This window comes from Psychrobacter sp. SC65A.3 (assembly GCF_025642195.1).
Lineage (GTDB): Bacteria > Pseudomonadota > Gammaproteobacteria > Pseudomonadales > Moraxellaceae > Psychrobacter > Psychrobacter cryohalolentis.
Genome location: NZ_CP106752.1, coordinates 421,161 through 435,397, shown reverse-complemented (window position 1 = coordinate 435,397; position 14,237 = coordinate 421,161). Strand labels below are relative to the sequence as shown.

At 42.5% G+C, this 14,237-nt stretch carries 15 protein-coding genes; 6 read left to right on the top strand and 9 right to left on the bottom strand.

Annotated features, from left to right (window positions below; all coding sequences use genetic code 11):
* Nucleotides 1-238: 238 nt before the first annotated feature.
* From OEG80_RS01845 to OEG80_RS01820, 6 genes are all read right to left on the bottom strand, one after another.
* Nucleotides 239-1,162: a bile acid:sodium symporter family protein gene (locus OEG80_RS01845; RefSeq protein ID WP_020444287.1), complete on the bottom strand. Its 924-nt coding sequence runs from the start codon at nucleotides 1,160-1,162 to the stop codon at nucleotides 239-241.
* A 404-nt stretch (nucleotides 1,163-1,566) separates the two neighbouring features.
* Nucleotides 1,567-2,103 carry a YbjQ family protein gene (locus tag OEG80_RS01840; protein WP_263241473.1) on the bottom strand — a complete coding sequence of 179 codons (537 nt, stop codon included), beginning with the start codon at nucleotides 2,101-2,103 and terminating at the stop codon, nucleotides 1,567-1,569.
* A gap of 51 nt (nucleotides 2,104-2,154) precedes the next feature.
* Nucleotides 2,155-2,631 (bottom strand): YbjQ family protein, encoded by a 477-nt coding sequence (locus tag OEG80_RS01835; RefSeq protein ID WP_263241472.1) that lies wholly within the window; start codon nucleotides 2,629-2,631, stop codon nucleotides 2,155-2,157.
* 139 nt (nucleotides 2,632-2,770) lie between these two features.
* The gene (locus tag OEG80_RS01830) at nucleotides 2,771-3,328 is read right to left on the bottom strand and encodes a UPF0149 family protein (RefSeq protein ID WP_020444290.1); all 558 of its coding nucleotides are present in this window, start codon (nucleotides 3,326-3,328) and stop codon (nucleotides 2,771-2,773) included.
* 337 nt (nucleotides 3,329-3,665) lie between these two features.
* Nucleotides 3,666-3,902 carry a PA3496 family putative envelope integrity protein gene (locus OEG80_RS01825; RefSeq protein WP_011281113.1) on the bottom strand — a complete coding sequence of 79 codons (237 nt, stop codon included), beginning with the start codon at nucleotides 3,900-3,902 and terminating at the stop codon, nucleotides 3,666-3,668.
* Nucleotides 3,903-4,095: 193 nt separating this feature from the next.
* Nucleotides 4,096-5,610 (bottom strand): hypothetical protein, encoded by a 1,515-nt coding sequence (locus tag OEG80_RS01820; RefSeq protein WP_263241471.1) that lies wholly within the window; start codon nucleotides 5,608-5,610, stop codon nucleotides 4,096-4,098.
* Nucleotides 5,611-6,061: 451 nt separating this feature from the next.
* Between OEG80_RS01820 and serB the strand changes: the two genes are divergently transcribed.
* The 6 genes from serB to hemJ all read left to right on the top strand — a co-directional run bounded on the left by serB (nucleotide 6,062) and on the right by hemJ (nucleotide 11,746).
* Nucleotides 6,062-7,264, top strand: coding sequence for a phosphoserine phosphatase SerB (gene serB, locus OEG80_RS01815; protein WP_263241470.1), 1,203 nt, complete (start codon nucleotides 6,062-6,064; stop codon nucleotides 7,262-7,264).
* Between the two features lie 185 nt (nucleotides 7,265-7,449).
* Nucleotides 7,450-8,460: a DUF368 domain-containing protein gene (locus OEG80_RS01810; RefSeq protein ID WP_263241469.1), complete on the top strand. Its 1,011-nt coding sequence runs from the start codon at nucleotides 7,450-7,452 to the stop codon at nucleotides 8,458-8,460.
* Between the two features lie 371 nt (nucleotides 8,461-8,831).
* Complete coding sequence (aciT, locus tag OEG80_RS01805; RefSeq protein WP_181209628.1) at nucleotides 8,832-9,221, top strand: AciT family ciprofloxacin tolerance protein; 390 nt, start codon at nucleotides 8,832-8,834, stop codon at nucleotides 9,219-9,221.
* Between the two features lie 170 nt (nucleotides 9,222-9,391).
* Nucleotides 9,392-9,898 (top strand): hypothetical protein, encoded by a 507-nt coding sequence (locus tag OEG80_RS01800; protein ID WP_011514462.1) that lies wholly within the window; start codon nucleotides 9,392-9,394, stop codon nucleotides 9,896-9,898.
* A gap of 209 nt (nucleotides 9,899-10,107) precedes the next feature.
* On the top strand, nucleotides 10,108-11,235 hold the full coding sequence (gene bioB, locus OEG80_RS01795; RefSeq protein ID WP_263241467.1) for a biotin synthase BioB: 1,128 nt from the start codon (nucleotides 10,108-10,110) through the stop codon (nucleotides 11,233-11,235).
* Between the two features lie 76 nt (nucleotides 11,236-11,311).
* Nucleotides 11,312-11,746 carry a protoporphyrinogen oxidase HemJ gene (gene hemJ / locus OEG80_RS01790; RefSeq protein WP_011514464.1) on the top strand — a complete coding sequence of 145 codons (435 nt, stop codon included), beginning with the start codon at nucleotides 11,312-11,314 and terminating at the stop codon, nucleotides 11,744-11,746.
* Between the two features lie 105 nt (nucleotides 11,747-11,851).
* Here hemJ and OEG80_RS01785 read toward each other — a convergent pair whose 3' ends face one another.
* The 3 genes from OEG80_RS01785 to rph form a co-directional block, all read right to left on the bottom strand.
* The gene (locus tag OEG80_RS01785) at nucleotides 11,852-12,676 is read right to left on the bottom strand and encodes a hypothetical protein (RefSeq protein ID WP_263241465.1); all 825 of its coding nucleotides are present in this window, start codon (nucleotides 12,674-12,676) and stop codon (nucleotides 11,852-11,854) included.
* A gap of 236 nt (nucleotides 12,677-12,912) precedes the next feature.
* Nucleotides 12,913-13,404 (bottom strand): hypothetical protein, encoded by a 492-nt coding sequence (locus OEG80_RS01780; protein WP_263241463.1) that lies wholly within the window; start codon nucleotides 13,402-13,404, stop codon nucleotides 12,913-12,915.
* Between the two features lie 75 nt (nucleotides 13,405-13,479).
* A complete protein-coding gene (rph, locus tag OEG80_RS01775; protein ID WP_011514467.1) occupies nucleotides 13,480-14,196 on the bottom strand; it encodes a ribonuclease PH in 717 nt (238 codons plus the stop codon).
* Between the last annotated feature and the right edge of the window lie 41 nt (nucleotides 14,197-14,237).

Here is a 14,237-nt window from a genome sequence, read left to right as displayed (position 1 = left end):
TTAACTATAATCAATTCCATTTAAAAGTAGTACAGGGCTGCTGGGATAAATTTTACGCCGCCTCTGGCGTGCAAAGCACACAGCAAGCAAGGAAAATTTACCACAGTAGCCCTTTATAACCTTTGTACTTATTTTATTTAGCACTGACTATATCGAAAGCGGTTATGCAGCTTTATAACTAAAAAATTATAATCGAGCAATTGTGAGTGCTTAATTATGATAAACCACACATTTCCGCTTACAGCATACGCGCTGCCAACACACTACTTTCTATCTCAGACTTTCTCAGCTTATTGTGCCGAGCGCTAAATATACGCACCAAAATGCCTGCCGTTAGGAACATTACCAAGGTATAAATAGCTGGCATCATCGACATATCGTAGTTAGATAATAGCGTTAATGCCATAAATATCGACAAGGTACTGTTTTGTAGACCGACTTCTAGCGTCACCGAAGTCCTTTGCGCTAAGTTAAGACCGAACCATTTGCTACTATAATAACCGAGCGCCATGGTTGAGACGTTTAATAATACCGATACAGGGCCGGTAGCGATAAAGGCGTCGACAATGATATCGCGTTGTACATAACACAAAAACAGCACTAAAAACGTTAAAAATATCACCCCAAATCGAGACACATAGACTTGTGAGCGATCGGCGACTTTTGGTGCGTAGCGTTTAATCAGCATCCCAATGCTAATAGGTACAATCGTCAGTACCACTAAGGTAAGCACGGTTTTTACTACCGGCAATTCAAACTCACTACCGCTGCCCATAAAATAAATCAATGAAAAACTCAGTACAATGGGAATGGTAAATACCGTAATAACGCTGGCAATCGCTGTCATCGTCACCGACAGCGCCACATCGCCTTTAGCCAAATAGGTAAATAAGTTTGAGGTAGTGCCGCCCGGACACAGAACGAGGAGCATAACTCCGACGGCGTATTCTGGGCGTAATGGCATGATATTAGCTAGGGCAAAGCCAATAATTGGCAACAGTATCAGCTGATTGGTCAAGCCAATACCAACGGCTTTTGGGTATTTTAATACCCGTTTAAAATCATTGGTAATAAGGGTCAAACCCATACCCATCATGATTAAAAACAAGCAAATAGGAATAACAACGCTATTTACTAAGGTGACTAGAGCCAGACTTTCCATAACTACATCCCTGTAGATAAGACCTATTGCTAGGTCAATTTATAATGATTCAATGATGCCTGATTAGCAATCCTTGCTAATACGCTTGTCACTACCTGCTAATGCTTATAGATAACGGACATCACCCGTTTTAAACCATTCTTTTATAGCATATCTCATAGCATGCTATTGCTAACTATCAACAATAATTAAGAATTAATAAGGGGAGTATATAGGGCAAAAGCTAGGTTTAGCTGTTTTATTCAACAACTCGCCAGTCAAATGCAGAATATAGAGATTGAGTAGGAATAAAAGGGATTGTAATGAGATTAAATGAGAGTGTTTAACGTGAGCTTTTGGATAATTTGGATTTTAATAATTGGCGTTAAATACTTTTAGTTAAATAGCTATGACGGTACAAGAAGTTATATTTTGGAAGTATTGATTGAGATTTTGGCAGGAGTATTGCTGAAAGCGTTATTGGGCGCTTTAGTAGAATTTTCAGTACTAAGCACTGCCGTACCGTAAGCGATCGCTTCGACCATACTACCCAATTGATTGATGTTACTGACTTCAAGACGCAAACCATAAATATGATTATAGCCTTTCGCCTGCGCTTGGGCGCGCATACGTACTAGAGCTTCACGGCGGGCGCGATCAAGCAAGGTCTCATAGGTTGTGAGATTTTTACCAAAGAAACTCAGCACTTTGGCAATGACCATTTTAAAATAATCCTGCGCAATAACGACGCTACCAAGCACCAACTCACCCTCAGACTGTGAGACCAGTTTTGGTACATAAAAACGCTCACTTGAGACAATAATATGGCTCAACTCAGCTTCGGCAATAGTCAATCTTGCCAAATGCTGACGCTCATGACGCGCACCAAAAAACCAGCCAACTATAAATAAGACCAGCAGCGGCGCATAGTTCATCAACATTTGGCTGAACGATTGATTCATGAAACGTCTCTTATCATCAAAAAGGCTACCTGTCAGTACTTGAGCGTAGTCTTATTCACCAAAAGGATTAAAGCGTGGTAAATCATCAGGTGACTTTACTGTTGAAGGCTGAGCAACTGACGCCACAGGTTCTTCATGTTGAGAATGATGATTTGATGACTGATTCGGCGGTTGATTCGTTGATTGATAGACAGGCTGTTGTGGCATCCGTACGGCTTTGACCGCTGTACCGTAAACAAATAGCTCAGAGGCACCTTGCGCAATACTAGAGGTCGAAAAACGCAGTCCAACCACTGCATCAGCGCCCAACGCCTCAGCTTTGACGATCATACGATCAATCGCCTCTTGACGCGATTCTTCTAACAGCTCCGTATAGGCAGTGAGCTCACCGCCTACGATGTTTTTTAGACCCGCAAATAAATCTTTACCAACATGCTTTGAGCGCACGGTACTGCCGTATACCACATCCAAGCGCTCAGTAATCTGATAGTTGGGCAAGTGCTCAAGATTGGAGAGTTGGACAGTCATAGTACAGCCTTATTGGTAACCTACAGAATTAGTGACTTACAGAATGATAAAAACGTATCGCCCGTTCAAGATAAAAGCGCGATACTTTAAAACGCATTAAAAAGCACATTGCTCAAATAATTTATATTGAGCAAACTCTTTAGTCGTTAGTATGGAACAACAAAAACAGCTCAGTTAAGTTGCCTTCGATGCTGTTTACCATTTGTACCATTTTATCTTGGTCTTTACGCATCTCAGCAAGCTCAGGGTCTTCATCATCGATACCACTCAGTACAATCATCGGCAAGGTCAAAACGGCCACATCTTCTGCGGTCTCTTCGTTTTCCATCCAATCACTGGCTTCATCACCATACATTGCATCCACAAAGCCAATCGACCAAGCAACGATATCTGAATCATCAGAAAAATCGACCGCCACTTCTTCATTGCCCGCATCTTCACCAAACGGTAGCTCAATAGGCGTCTCGTTTTTTAGCTCAGCGATGATCGACTCGCGCCAGCGCTGAATACCATCAATCACGTTTGCTGGAATCTCGCTCACATTATCTTCAAACAGTGCTTCTAACCAATTAGGCAGTGGACGCCCAATAACGGTCGCAGTCAAAAAACCATGAGTCGCAACACTATCAAGTACAAATGCGCTTTCTTCGTTGTCTAAATAATCGAGTAGTTCATCGAAACTAAGTTGGTTGGTCATGGTGTCGTTGTCCTTAAAAGATGGATTGCGTCATGCGCAATAAATAAGGGTTATATAAAATAACGAGAGGTATAAAGATGACGATTATCTTGAATAAGTCAATCTACCCAAAGATTTTTTAAATCAATCATTGCTAAAGTACAGCTGTGAGAAATAGCTGGTTAAATAGGTGCTGTTCACTATTGATACTATCAAAATCAGAACCCAACCAGCTTAGCACAGCACACTTAGGATAATTAGTTAACGATGGTTAGCTAATAGCCATAAGAGTGCAAATCAACACTTAAAAATTATTCGCAAAATATTTGCGTGATAACCTTATTATAGCGATGACGAATTAAAGTTCGTCATCATCCCAATCATCGCCATCTTCATCAAAATTATCGATATCGTCTAGATCATCCTTTAGCTCTTTAGCCAAACGTTTTTCTTCTAGCAGATTATCAATTAGACGACGCTTCTCAAGGCTACTTAAGCGTGTACGTACACTCGTCTCTGCTTCTTCAACCATCTTTGCATCATCATCATCAACGAAATCATCATCAAAATCGTCATCAATATCAGCATCACTCATGACCAACTCCTATCTTTTTTGGCAAAATTACTGAAAAGTTATCAATATATATATGCCTTATAAAGTCTCTATTAAGCCTTGTCAATGCTTTTTATTACTATGACGCATTTACAAGTCAACAACAAGACACTATTGGTCATTATCGCGCAGGCAATTGTAGACAATTTCTGCAAGTTAAATAGAGTATCTAATCCTACTCTTCTGAGTCATCGATCATCAATACCGCATTACGCACATCGGCCAAACGCTGAATCATCGCATCATTGCCACCATCGAATATCGCGCACTCACGCTCATAAACCGTCGTTGGACGCATGACGCTTTGTACTTGTACATGATGACTGATTTGTTTAAGACCACCATTCGGCAATAAAATCAGCATCTGCTCTTTTTTGCCGACGCTATCTAGCAGATGCGTCATGGCATCGACTTGGGCATTGTCACTCACACCAGCTTTGGCTGGCAGAGCAAATCGTGACAGCTCAATATGCTTATCATGAATAATTTTATTCAGCATCAAGTATAGCTTGGCTAGCATCACGCCTGCCAATGCAACTTTTGCATGGCTATTCTCTGCTTTAAGCATCACATAAGCACCACTTTCATCAAAGTGTGGTTCATTGATTGCGCTTACACCCAACAACAATGGCTGTTTCAGTAACTCAGTCACCGCTTGGTTTAGTAGCTGCGTACAGAGTGCCAAATACGGCAGACGTTGAGACGGTGCCAAGCGCTCAAGCATATTGAACTCATCATGAAAGACAATCTGGACACTGACACTATCAAATGCCCTGGTAGCAGACAATCGAGAGACATGATTGTTAGCATGCTGGCTACTGTCTTCAGCTTTATAAGCCGTAATATCATTGACATCACTGTCTGTCATATTACTGGCCGTATCCGCAGTTGTACCGTTAGTATTATCATCGAGCATCGAATCTTGATTCTGCTGGGTTCTGACATACTGATTGACAGCACTATGAATATCTAATTTACGCGTATTAGGTTGCTGGTTATACGCTGTACTGGCAGCTGCTTGACCATTAGATTGACCATCATGGACCAAACGATCACTTTGGCTAGTACCTGTCTCACCACTATCACCATCAGCAGCAGACATTGATTGACGACGTTCTCGCTCACGAGCATAACCGCGCTGATCAAGCTGCGTATATTGCTCACGATGCAAGTCTTGAACATCGCGGCTGATGGCGTTGATTTGCTCTCTGGTTGGACGAGCGATATAGCTGTAAATCAGCCACAGCAATAAATGCAGCACCATCGAACCAATCACAAATGGCCATTGCATGGCGATGATTTCACCCTTGCTAATATCCTTTAGAGTCAATGCCACACTACCGATGACTGCATCGCCTTTGGTTGCAATTTGGCTAATGGTATCACCCTGCTGCATCGGCGCATTGCCGACAGGCACCAAGATATCGCCATTATTGTCTTTAATCAGGATGCGAGTCACGTCTTGTTCGCTGGTATAGCGATTGGCAATAACGCTTAAGCTGACGCGGTCTTTATTTTCTAAAGACAGGCGCGCTTCATCAATGAGCTGAGCAACCATTTGCTCGCCTTTTTGCGCACGACTGTTGCTCAGCTGTTGATCGGTACTGATGACCAATAATAGGGTTTGCAAACAAAAACTAACCAGAAGAATGATGGCAAACAACCCTTGCCGCGGCGCTAAATAGGTCATGATATGGGAAACTTTTTTGGATAAATGGAGTTAAAAAACGAGGCTATTGCTCATTCGCTCATTTTTGCAAGAGTATGCAGCTATATTTGTTCAATTCAATACCGCATTGTCTAAATAATCTTTTTTTATAAGACTGATTATGTAACGCTGCTATCGTACAGTAGTTATGTTGTGCAATTATGTGTGGCGCAAGCATTTAAGCAGTATTTACGGCTCACTTACCCACTCATTGACATCTACTATATCACCATAGTAAGGGTTATGGCGTTAGCGAGTATCATAATTTTTTTGTAATGAGTCATTTCAATTTTACGGAGATTTTTTTGCAACAGTCGCCGTTTTATTTGCTGTTTTATTTGCTACTGATACTTTGCGTCTCATCTATAGTCGCTGCTTACTAAAGCTGTTATTATTCCTAATCTTATATCAGCATACAAGGGACAATTGAGCGATGCCAAACAATACCTCTTACTCGTTACCAAAAGACAGCAAAGCATGGCAACAGGCGGTTGATTCCGTGGCCTCGTTATTACCAGAGGGTACCAATTTACAGGATTTTGATGCACTACAATCCTTGCCTATTTTTGCTTTGATTGTGGTATTGCCGACGCATGTATCTTCACTTGATATCCACCAATATGTGCAATCATGGGTTGATGAGCAGCCAAATTGGCATCTGGTCACGGTTGCAGAAGATGCGGATGCCAATTTTGTAGATGTTGAAGTTGCTGATGTAGACACGGCGCAACCTTTTGCCAAACGCTCATTTATCGATGTGCAAGTGTTCCGTTATTTATTGGTGCCCGTGACTGATACCCTGATGCATCCTGCCAAAAAAACTGCCGCCGCACATATCATTGATGACCAATTGACCACGCGTTTGCGTCGCGACTTGACTGAAGCTTATAACAACGCTCAAAACGCCGTCGTAAGCGATCATTTGGATGTCGTCGATTGTCATATCTTATCGGTCGGTCATATGCTGCGCACTCATAAGCTTGCCTGCTTTGATATGGACTCTACGTTGATTGAACAAGAAGTCATCGTTGAGCTGGCAAAAACGGCAGGTATTGGCGAGCAAGTAGAAGCCATCACTGAAGCCGCCATGCGGGGCGAGATGGATTTTGATGAATCTTTTGCGCAGCGCGTGGCGTTATTACAAGGTATTCCAACCAGCGTGCTTGATGAAATTTGCAGTCGCTTAACATTATCAACAGGTGCCTTGGCCACCATTAGCGCTCTAAAAGCTTTGGGCTATCATACGGTCCTTGTATCAGGTGGCTTTACGTACTTCGCTCGCTATATCGCCGAGCAATTGGGTATTGATGAAGTACACGCCAACTCATTGGATATCGAAGAAGGTGAAGTCACCGGTCATATACAGTTGCCTATCGTTAATGGTGCTAAAAAAGCGGCTATTGTCGCCCATACGGCTGAGCGCCTAGGTATTACGATGTCTCAAGTGGTTTGTGTCGGTGACGGCGCCAATGACTTACCGATGATGGCACTGGCCGATTTGGGCGTGGCTTTTAATGCCAAACCTATCGTACAAGCGCGCGCCGATGCCGCTGTGAATGTCACAGGGCTTGAAGGGGTGCTCTATGCGCTAGGCTATCCTGCATTTGTACGCAGCAGTGAACGCAGCAAAGTTTAGCTAATTATAAAAGATATCGAACCAAAAGCTGGGCTGATACATTTTAATTGGTCCAGCTTTTATGGTTTATTCTCTGCTTTACAGTGTTTTTTGGCGCTACTATACTGCCATACGCGATTGTCATTTCATATTGCCACTTTTATCTTATCCAGTAACTTTATCTTGTCCAATAAAAAGGATTGTCCATGACGGCATCACAATCACCACGGCCAGATGCCCAGTCATCTTCCACCCAGTTAGATAACCAACCTGCGGCTGACGAAAGCAGCCCGATTTATAAAAATAGCCCCAAGGAATTACTGGGTGTCTATGTGCGAGGGTTGGCAATGGGCGCGGCTGACATTGTACCGGGCGTCTCTGGTGGTACGATTGCATTGATTGCAGGTATTTATGAGCGCTTAATTAACGCTTTGAGCAGTGTGGGTCCCAATCTTTGGCAGGTCTTTCGCCAAGAGGGTGGTATCAAAGGTTTAATTGCAGTATGGCGACAAGTCGATGCTACTTTTTTATTGTTTTTGTTGATGGGTATTGCCACTAGCCTTGCAACGCTTGCCGGTGTTATTAAGCATTTATTAGACAATCAGCCTTTAATGATTTGGTCTTTCTTTTTTGGTTTGGTCATTGCCACTGTTTTTCTGTTATTAAGTGAGATTAAGCGCTGGAATATCGGACGGGCGCTATTGTTCCTGCTTGGAGTAGCCAGCGCCGTTATTATTAGCAGCTTGCCTCTGATGAATACGACCCCAAGTTTGCCGTATTTGTTTGTTGCCGGTGCTATCGCTATTTGCGCGATGATATTACCAGGCATCTCAGGATCTTTTATTTTATTGTTGATGGGTGCTTATGATACGGTGCTCGAAGCGGTTCATACTTTAAACTTTGCTATTATCTTTACATTGGTCGCTGGCATGGCAACGGGATTATTGCTCTTTACCCGTGTGCTAAAATGGTTATTGTCTCGTTATTATCAAGCAACTTTAGCGCTACTTATCGGCTTTATCGCAGGCTCGTTAGTCAAAGTCTGGCCTTGGAAAACAGATGCCCTAGGGACATTAAATAGTGAAGCCATCCATAACGTCATGCCATGGCATTACCCTACCGGCGCAGAGTGGTTAACGACCTTGAGCTTGATGCTATTAGGTGCCATTCTAGTGACTGCCTTATCGCTTTGGGGTCGCCGTAGCCCTCGCCCTTAGTATCTGTCTACTCTTGCTATAGTCGATTCAATTTAAAAAGAATACAGTACTGCTGGAATAAATTTTACGAAGCCTCTGGAGTGCAAAGCGCACAGCAAGCGAGAGAAATTTATACCAGCATAATGCTATTCTTAACATAACTCTTCTATATTGAACTCACTATATTAAATCTTACCATCAAAAAAAGCGCCCATATTAAGGCGTTTTTTTGTTGTCTAAAACTGTAAGATTTACCATTTATTTTGCTAAACACTTTTAAAAAATCAAACGTCAGCTGTTGTCGCAAAGTCGCCTTCAGAGGCTTTAGCTTTCTGCTACAAACTTCCATAATAGCCTTGTTGGAATTCACCTTATGAAGAGCGAGATGAACAATGTTATTAACAATATTTTCTACATTTGGTAGCGAGGCGTTGAGTACAAGTGCCATATTGGGCTATGGTTTATTTTTAATCGCAGTTGTTGCCATTGCTGTGTCATCACAGCGCTGGTTGCTTTGGTATTTGTTTGGTGGCATGGGATACTGGTTAGCCGTAGAAATGATTCATAGTTTAGTGACACATTGGTTCTTATGGTCAGAATGGCACAATTATGTAATTGCTATGGGTATCAGTTGGCTGCCTTTGGGCGCATGGGTCTTATATCGAGCGTTACGTTATGAGGATGTCAGTCGCGGTATGGTACAAGAGCGTGAGCTACAAGCAGCGCGCTATATTGAGCATACACCCGTCTATGACGACGACTATCAGCCACGCTTTCATTAAACCCTGCGTTATCATATTGCTGTCATCGAATGTTACAAGATACTTAAGGCTCTCTACGTAACTCCTAAAGAATTGACACCTAGCAATCGTTTATAATCTACTTATATATTTGTCACAAAAATTGTTATAAAGTACGCATTATTTGCGTCTTATTTTTTAGGAGTTTGTCTATGTTTACTGTACCGGTTTTGGATATTAAGTCTGATCCATTAGATGTTTTATTAGCTGTGATTGGTTATCGTTTGTCGATGCTAGCTGATAGCGATAATGAAGATGTTAAAAAAATACTTGCAGATCGTAAGGTTATCATTGAGCTTGCTAGCACTGAAGCAGATGTGGCACGTTATTATAGCTTTGATAATGGTGAATTTAGCCAACATAGTGGTCATGCTAAAGAAGCTGACCTGACTATCAATTTTAAAGACTCTATGACAGGCGTTAAGCTTTTAACTAAAGGTAGCCTTCCTGCCTTTATGACTGCCGTACAAGAAGGCAACTTAAGCATCGAAGGCGATTACAGCCTAATGATGTGGTTCAATAAACTTGCTAAGCATATCGTGCCAGCCATTCCAGAAGAATGTAAACCTTATATCCAAAAAGCCAAGCCATATGCTTATAAAGCACAAAAACTTGCCAACCATTGGGTCGGCGTTGCTAAGCACAAGTTGGGTAAATAATCGAATAATCAGAAGCGATAGCTAGCTAGCTGTTACTGATAGCTGAATGACTGCTTCGCTAGTTTCTGATTTTCTAAAAAGGTTGCGCTATACTATAGCGCAACCTTTTTTATTGTAGATAGTACTACTAAAAAATTAAATCAGATGAGCGACATCCGATGTTTATCTTCTATGACCATGCCTAATATCTTTATAAAAGGATTTATATTATGTCAGCACTGCTTAATATCACAGAGCCAAATAACAACGCTAATAGCAATGACAACGATTTTTTAGCATCACTAACGACCGATGCCACACAAGCCACTGCCAGCAAATACAGTCGCGAGCAAATTGCCCAATTGTTCGATTTGCCATTGATGGATTTATTATTACAAGCGCAAACCATACATCGTCAGAACTTCAATGCCAATGAAGTACAAATCAGCACCTTGTTGTCTATCAAGACTGGCAACTGCCCTGAAGATTGCGGCTACTGCTCACAATCCGGTCATCACCGCGATAAAACCAAGCTGGTCGCTGAGAAGCGCATAGAGGTGGACAAGGTGATTGCCGCTGCCAAACGCGCAAAAGCTACTGGCTCATCACGATTTTGCATGGGCGCAGCATGGAAGCACCCTAGTGCCAAAGACATGCCTTATGTGGTCGAGCTGGTCAAAGAAGTCAAAGCCTTAGGGCTTGAGACCTGTATGACTCTAGGTATGCTAGATACTGATCAGGCCACGCAACTGGCAGACGCAGGACTGGATTACTACAATCATAATTTGGATACGTCTAGAAGCTACTATGAGCAAGTAGTTAGTACGCGCAGCTACGATGAGCGTCTAGATACCATCACCAACGTACGCAACTCAGGTATCAACGTCTGTAGCGGCAATATCGTCGGTATGGGTGAGAGCCGTGACGACCGCATTGACTGGGTGCACGAGCTACTAAAAATGCCTAAAGCACCAGAGTCTATTCCAGTCAACTTATTGGTACCGATTCAAGGCACGCCAATCGGTGATAAGGTCTTGGCAGAAGGTCAATTGTCAGTTCTTGAGTGGATTCGTACCATTGCTGTGACACGTATTTGCTGTCCAAGTAGCTATGTACGTTTATCTGCTGGTCGCGAAAGCTTATCTGACGCTGAGCAAGCATTAGCATTTATGGCAGGTGCCAACTCATTCTTTTATGGTGACAAACTGCTGACCACGGGTAACGCCAGTCAATCAGGCGATGATAGACTCATGCGCGAGCTTGGCTTAACCAAGCAATTTGCCGCTCCTCGCGCACCAAAGCAAGTGCCTGTCATGGACGCCATGAGCGGTCATCAATCACAAGTAGTTTTGGCTTAACGCTACCATTATTAGATAATCTGCGCTAAGCTTGCCCGCGTTTATCATTGCTTAAAATAACCAAAGAGACTTCAGCATGGCAGATTATTTTAATTGGATTAAAGCGGCACATATTATATCCGTGGTGTGCTGGTTTGCAGCGATTTTCTACCTGCCGCGCCTATTTGTCTATCATGCAATGAGCGATGACAAGATCAGTCAAGAGCGCTTTACTATCATGGAGCGCAAGCTCTATCGCGGCATCATGACGCCAGCTATGATAGCGACGTGGGCTTTTGGGTTATGGATGGTGTTTTTGGGTTGGGACGTTTATAAAACCCAAGGCTGGCTACACGTAAAGATCTTCTTAGTTATTCTATTGTCCGCTTATCATGGTGCCTGTGGTTTTTATCGTAAAAAGCTGGTCGATAATCCACAATATAAGTCGCATGTATTTTGGCGTTGGTTTAATGAAGTACCCGTATTTGCTTTAGTCATTATTGTGATTCTAGTGGTGGTTAAACCGTTCTAAAATTGGCTGCAATATAGACAATAATTCATAGAAAAAGCGTCCATTACTTGATGAAGTAATGGACGCTTTTTTATAGCTGAATAAATTATATTAAAAAGATCTACATCAAACGTTTGGGCGCATAATCTGATAGACATTGCTCAAATCATAAACACGATAGCGCGCAGGCTCGCGGCGGCTTTCACCAGCATAGCTTAATATCAGCGCTTGCTTTGCTTGCTCATCAACCCAGCCGACAAACAATCCGCTGTGCTCGACACCGTTATAACCATGATTGATATAGTAGAGCCAGTCACCAACTTCGATTTCACCACTATTGGCATAAGGACCTTGACCATAGGTACCTTTATGGATGGTATCGCGCGTCACCCCTGCTCGTTTAAATACTGCATTCAGATAATCCCAGCAGCCGCCTTGAATAATCGTACGCTCGTTCAGCGCCATTTTACGGGCAGTGCTGATGACTTCACGGGCAGCCAGACTACTTTGTGTTTCGGCATTGCTGAGTAACGGTAGATACTCGCTATCGACATTATCATAGTTGCCTGATAAAAATGCTGGCAGAACTGATGATGCTTGGCGTTGTACTTCAGGATAACGATAATTAGGTTGGTTGTTGCTAACATAAGCATTTTGGTTAGAGTAGGTTTTATTAGCATAGCTGCTATTAGAATAACTTGGTTGTGTATTACTTGTATTCGAACGATAACTATTAGAAGTACCAGCACGTTGGATAGTGGATCGCGTACTGATTTTAGCAGCAGGGACAGCGGGGTACGATGGTGTATAGCGGGCGCTATAATCAGTTAGAGAAGATTTTTGAGCAATCAAGCTGCTCATACTATCGGCGTGAACTTGACCGACTGCACCCAGAGTAAGTAATAATGCACTGCACGACGTTGTGATTGACCAAATGGGCAAACGCGACATGACTAGCTCCTTGTCAATATAGTATCAATAACCATAGTAGCGATAACCGTATTCATTATAAGTATGATGAGATTTTTCAATCTTACTTATAAACCATTTGGACAGGATTCTGCAAGCCTTATCACGCTTAAATAAACGATAAAAGGTATAAATATAAGAATAAGCGGTAAATAAATGAGACAAGATGAGCAGGTTAAAAATCTCAAACATTAAAAAAACCTTTAATAATAAAGGTCTTAATCGCTGCTCATTTTGATATTAACATGACGTTTGGTCAGTGTTTGACCTTGCAAGATCGCTTTGGTAGCAGTGGCTTCTTGGATATTATCAAAGCCACTAATACAATATTTACGTTTAGAATTGCCATCAGTAATCTCTAATTGCTCGCCTACTAGACTGACTTTATCTCTATCAGTTAGCTGAATAGGCATACGCTTGCCTTGGTTGTCATGTACCAGCTCACCAGCACGCACCCACAAGATGCCGCTACTAATATTACCCGCTGTCGCTTTTTTATGCTGTTGGCGCTGCCGATTAAAAAAGAAGCTACCCATAATCAGCAGTGCAAGCGCACCAATTGACCATCGTACCGGCAACAAACTCATTGCCAGCGCGACGCATACTGCACCTACCAATAACGCCGCACCAAACCAAAACAGCCCATTGTCTAATGCTTGGGGCTGTCCTTGTAAGGTAATTTTGGCGCCGTCATCAGTCAGCTTAAGCATGTACATTTACCTATAAAAAAGCAGTGAAAGTATTATAAAAATATGAATAGTAAGCCATATTGCGGTCTTATATGACTACCAACCTAAGGCAGTTTTTTGCATAGCAATCAGCTCAGCGATACCTTTTTCGGCTAGAATAAGCATGTCATCAGCTTGAGCACGAGTAAATGGCTTTTCTTCCGCCGTCCCTTGTAGCTCAATAAATTCGCCTTTTTGGGTCATCACCACGTTCAAATCCGTATCACAGCTGGCATCTTCTTCGTAGTTTAAATCTAAGTACGCTTTACCATCTTTCATACCAACAGAAACCGCCGCAACCAAACCAATCAATGGATCCGCTTTTAGTTTCTTAGTTTTTTGGATGCTCTCTAAGGCATCGATAAGGGCAATCGCGGCACCGGTCACACTAGCAGTACGAGTACCACCATCCGCTTGCAAGACATCACAATCTAAGTAAATGGTATTTTCACCAAGCTTACTCAAATCGATCATGGCACGTAAACTACGACCGATTAAACGCTGAATTTCTTGAGTACGACCTGATTGCTTACCGCGAGCCGCTTCACGTTGATTACGAGTATTGGTCGCGCGTGGCAACATGCCATACTCAGCCGTGATCCAGCCTTTGCCTTTACCTTTAAGCCAACGCGGTACGCCAGACTCTACACTTGCGGTGCACAGTACTTTGGTGTCGCCAAAGCTGACCAATACTGACCCTTCAGCATGCTTAGTGTAATGGCGCTCAAAGCTGATTGAGCGAAGTTGATTAAGCTCACGGTTGTCAATACGCATAAAATTCCCTAGTACGAAGTTGTAAAAGCAGTGTTATAAAA

Bases quoted from the DNA above. Each gene is read 5' to 3' on its own strand.
- OEG80_RS01845 (WP_020444287.1), bottom strand. From the start codon at position 1,162: ATGGAAAGTCTGGCTCTAGTCACCTTAGTAAATAGCGTTGTTATTCCT.
- OEG80_RS01840 (WP_263241473.1), bottom strand. From the start codon at position 2,103: ATGAATCAATCGTTCAGCCAAATGTTGATGAACTATGCGCCGCTGCTG.
- OEG80_RS01835 (WP_263241472.1), bottom strand. From the start codon at position 2,631: ATGACTGTCCAACTCTCCAATCTTGAGCACTTGCCCAACTATCAGATT.
- OEG80_RS01830 (WP_020444290.1), bottom strand. From the start codon at position 3,328: ATGACCAACCAACTTAGTTTCGATGAACTACTCGATTATTTAGACAAC.
- OEG80_RS01825 (WP_011281113.1), bottom strand. From the start codon at position 3,902: ATGAGTGATGCTGATATTGATGACGATTTTGATGATGATTTCGTTGAT.
- OEG80_RS01820 (WP_263241471.1), bottom strand. From the start codon at position 5,610: ATGACCTATTTAGCGCCGCGGCAAGGGTTGTTTGCCATCATTCTTCTG.
- serB (WP_263241470.1), top strand. From the start codon at position 6,062: ATGCCAAACAATACCTCTTACTCGTTACCAAAAGACAGCAAAGCATGG.
- OEG80_RS01810 (WP_263241469.1), top strand. From the start codon at position 7,450: ATGACGGCATCACAATCACCACGGCCAGATGCCCAGTCATCTTCCACC.
- aciT (WP_181209628.1), top strand. From the start codon at position 8,832: ATGTTATTAACAATATTTTCTACATTTGGTAGCGAGGCGTTGAGTACA.
- OEG80_RS01800 (WP_011514462.1), top strand. From the start codon at position 9,392: ATGTTTACTGTACCGGTTTTGGATATTAAGTCTGATCCATTAGATGTT.
- bioB (WP_263241467.1), top strand. From the start codon at position 10,108: ATGTCAGCACTGCTTAATATCACAGAGCCAAATAACAACGCTAATAGC.
- hemJ (WP_011514464.1), top strand. From the start codon at position 11,312: ATGGCAGATTATTTTAATTGGATTAAAGCGGCACATATTATATCCGTG.
- OEG80_RS01785 (WP_263241465.1), bottom strand. From the start codon at position 12,676: ATGTCGCGTTTGCCCATTTGGTCAATCACAACGTCGTGCAGTGCATTA.
- OEG80_RS01780 (WP_263241463.1), bottom strand. From the start codon at position 13,404: ATGCTTAAGCTGACTGATGACGGCGCCAAAATTACCTTACAAGGACAG.
- rph (WP_011514467.1), bottom strand. From the start codon at position 14,196: ATGCGTATTGACAACCGTGAGCTTAATCAACTTCGCTCAATCAGCTTT.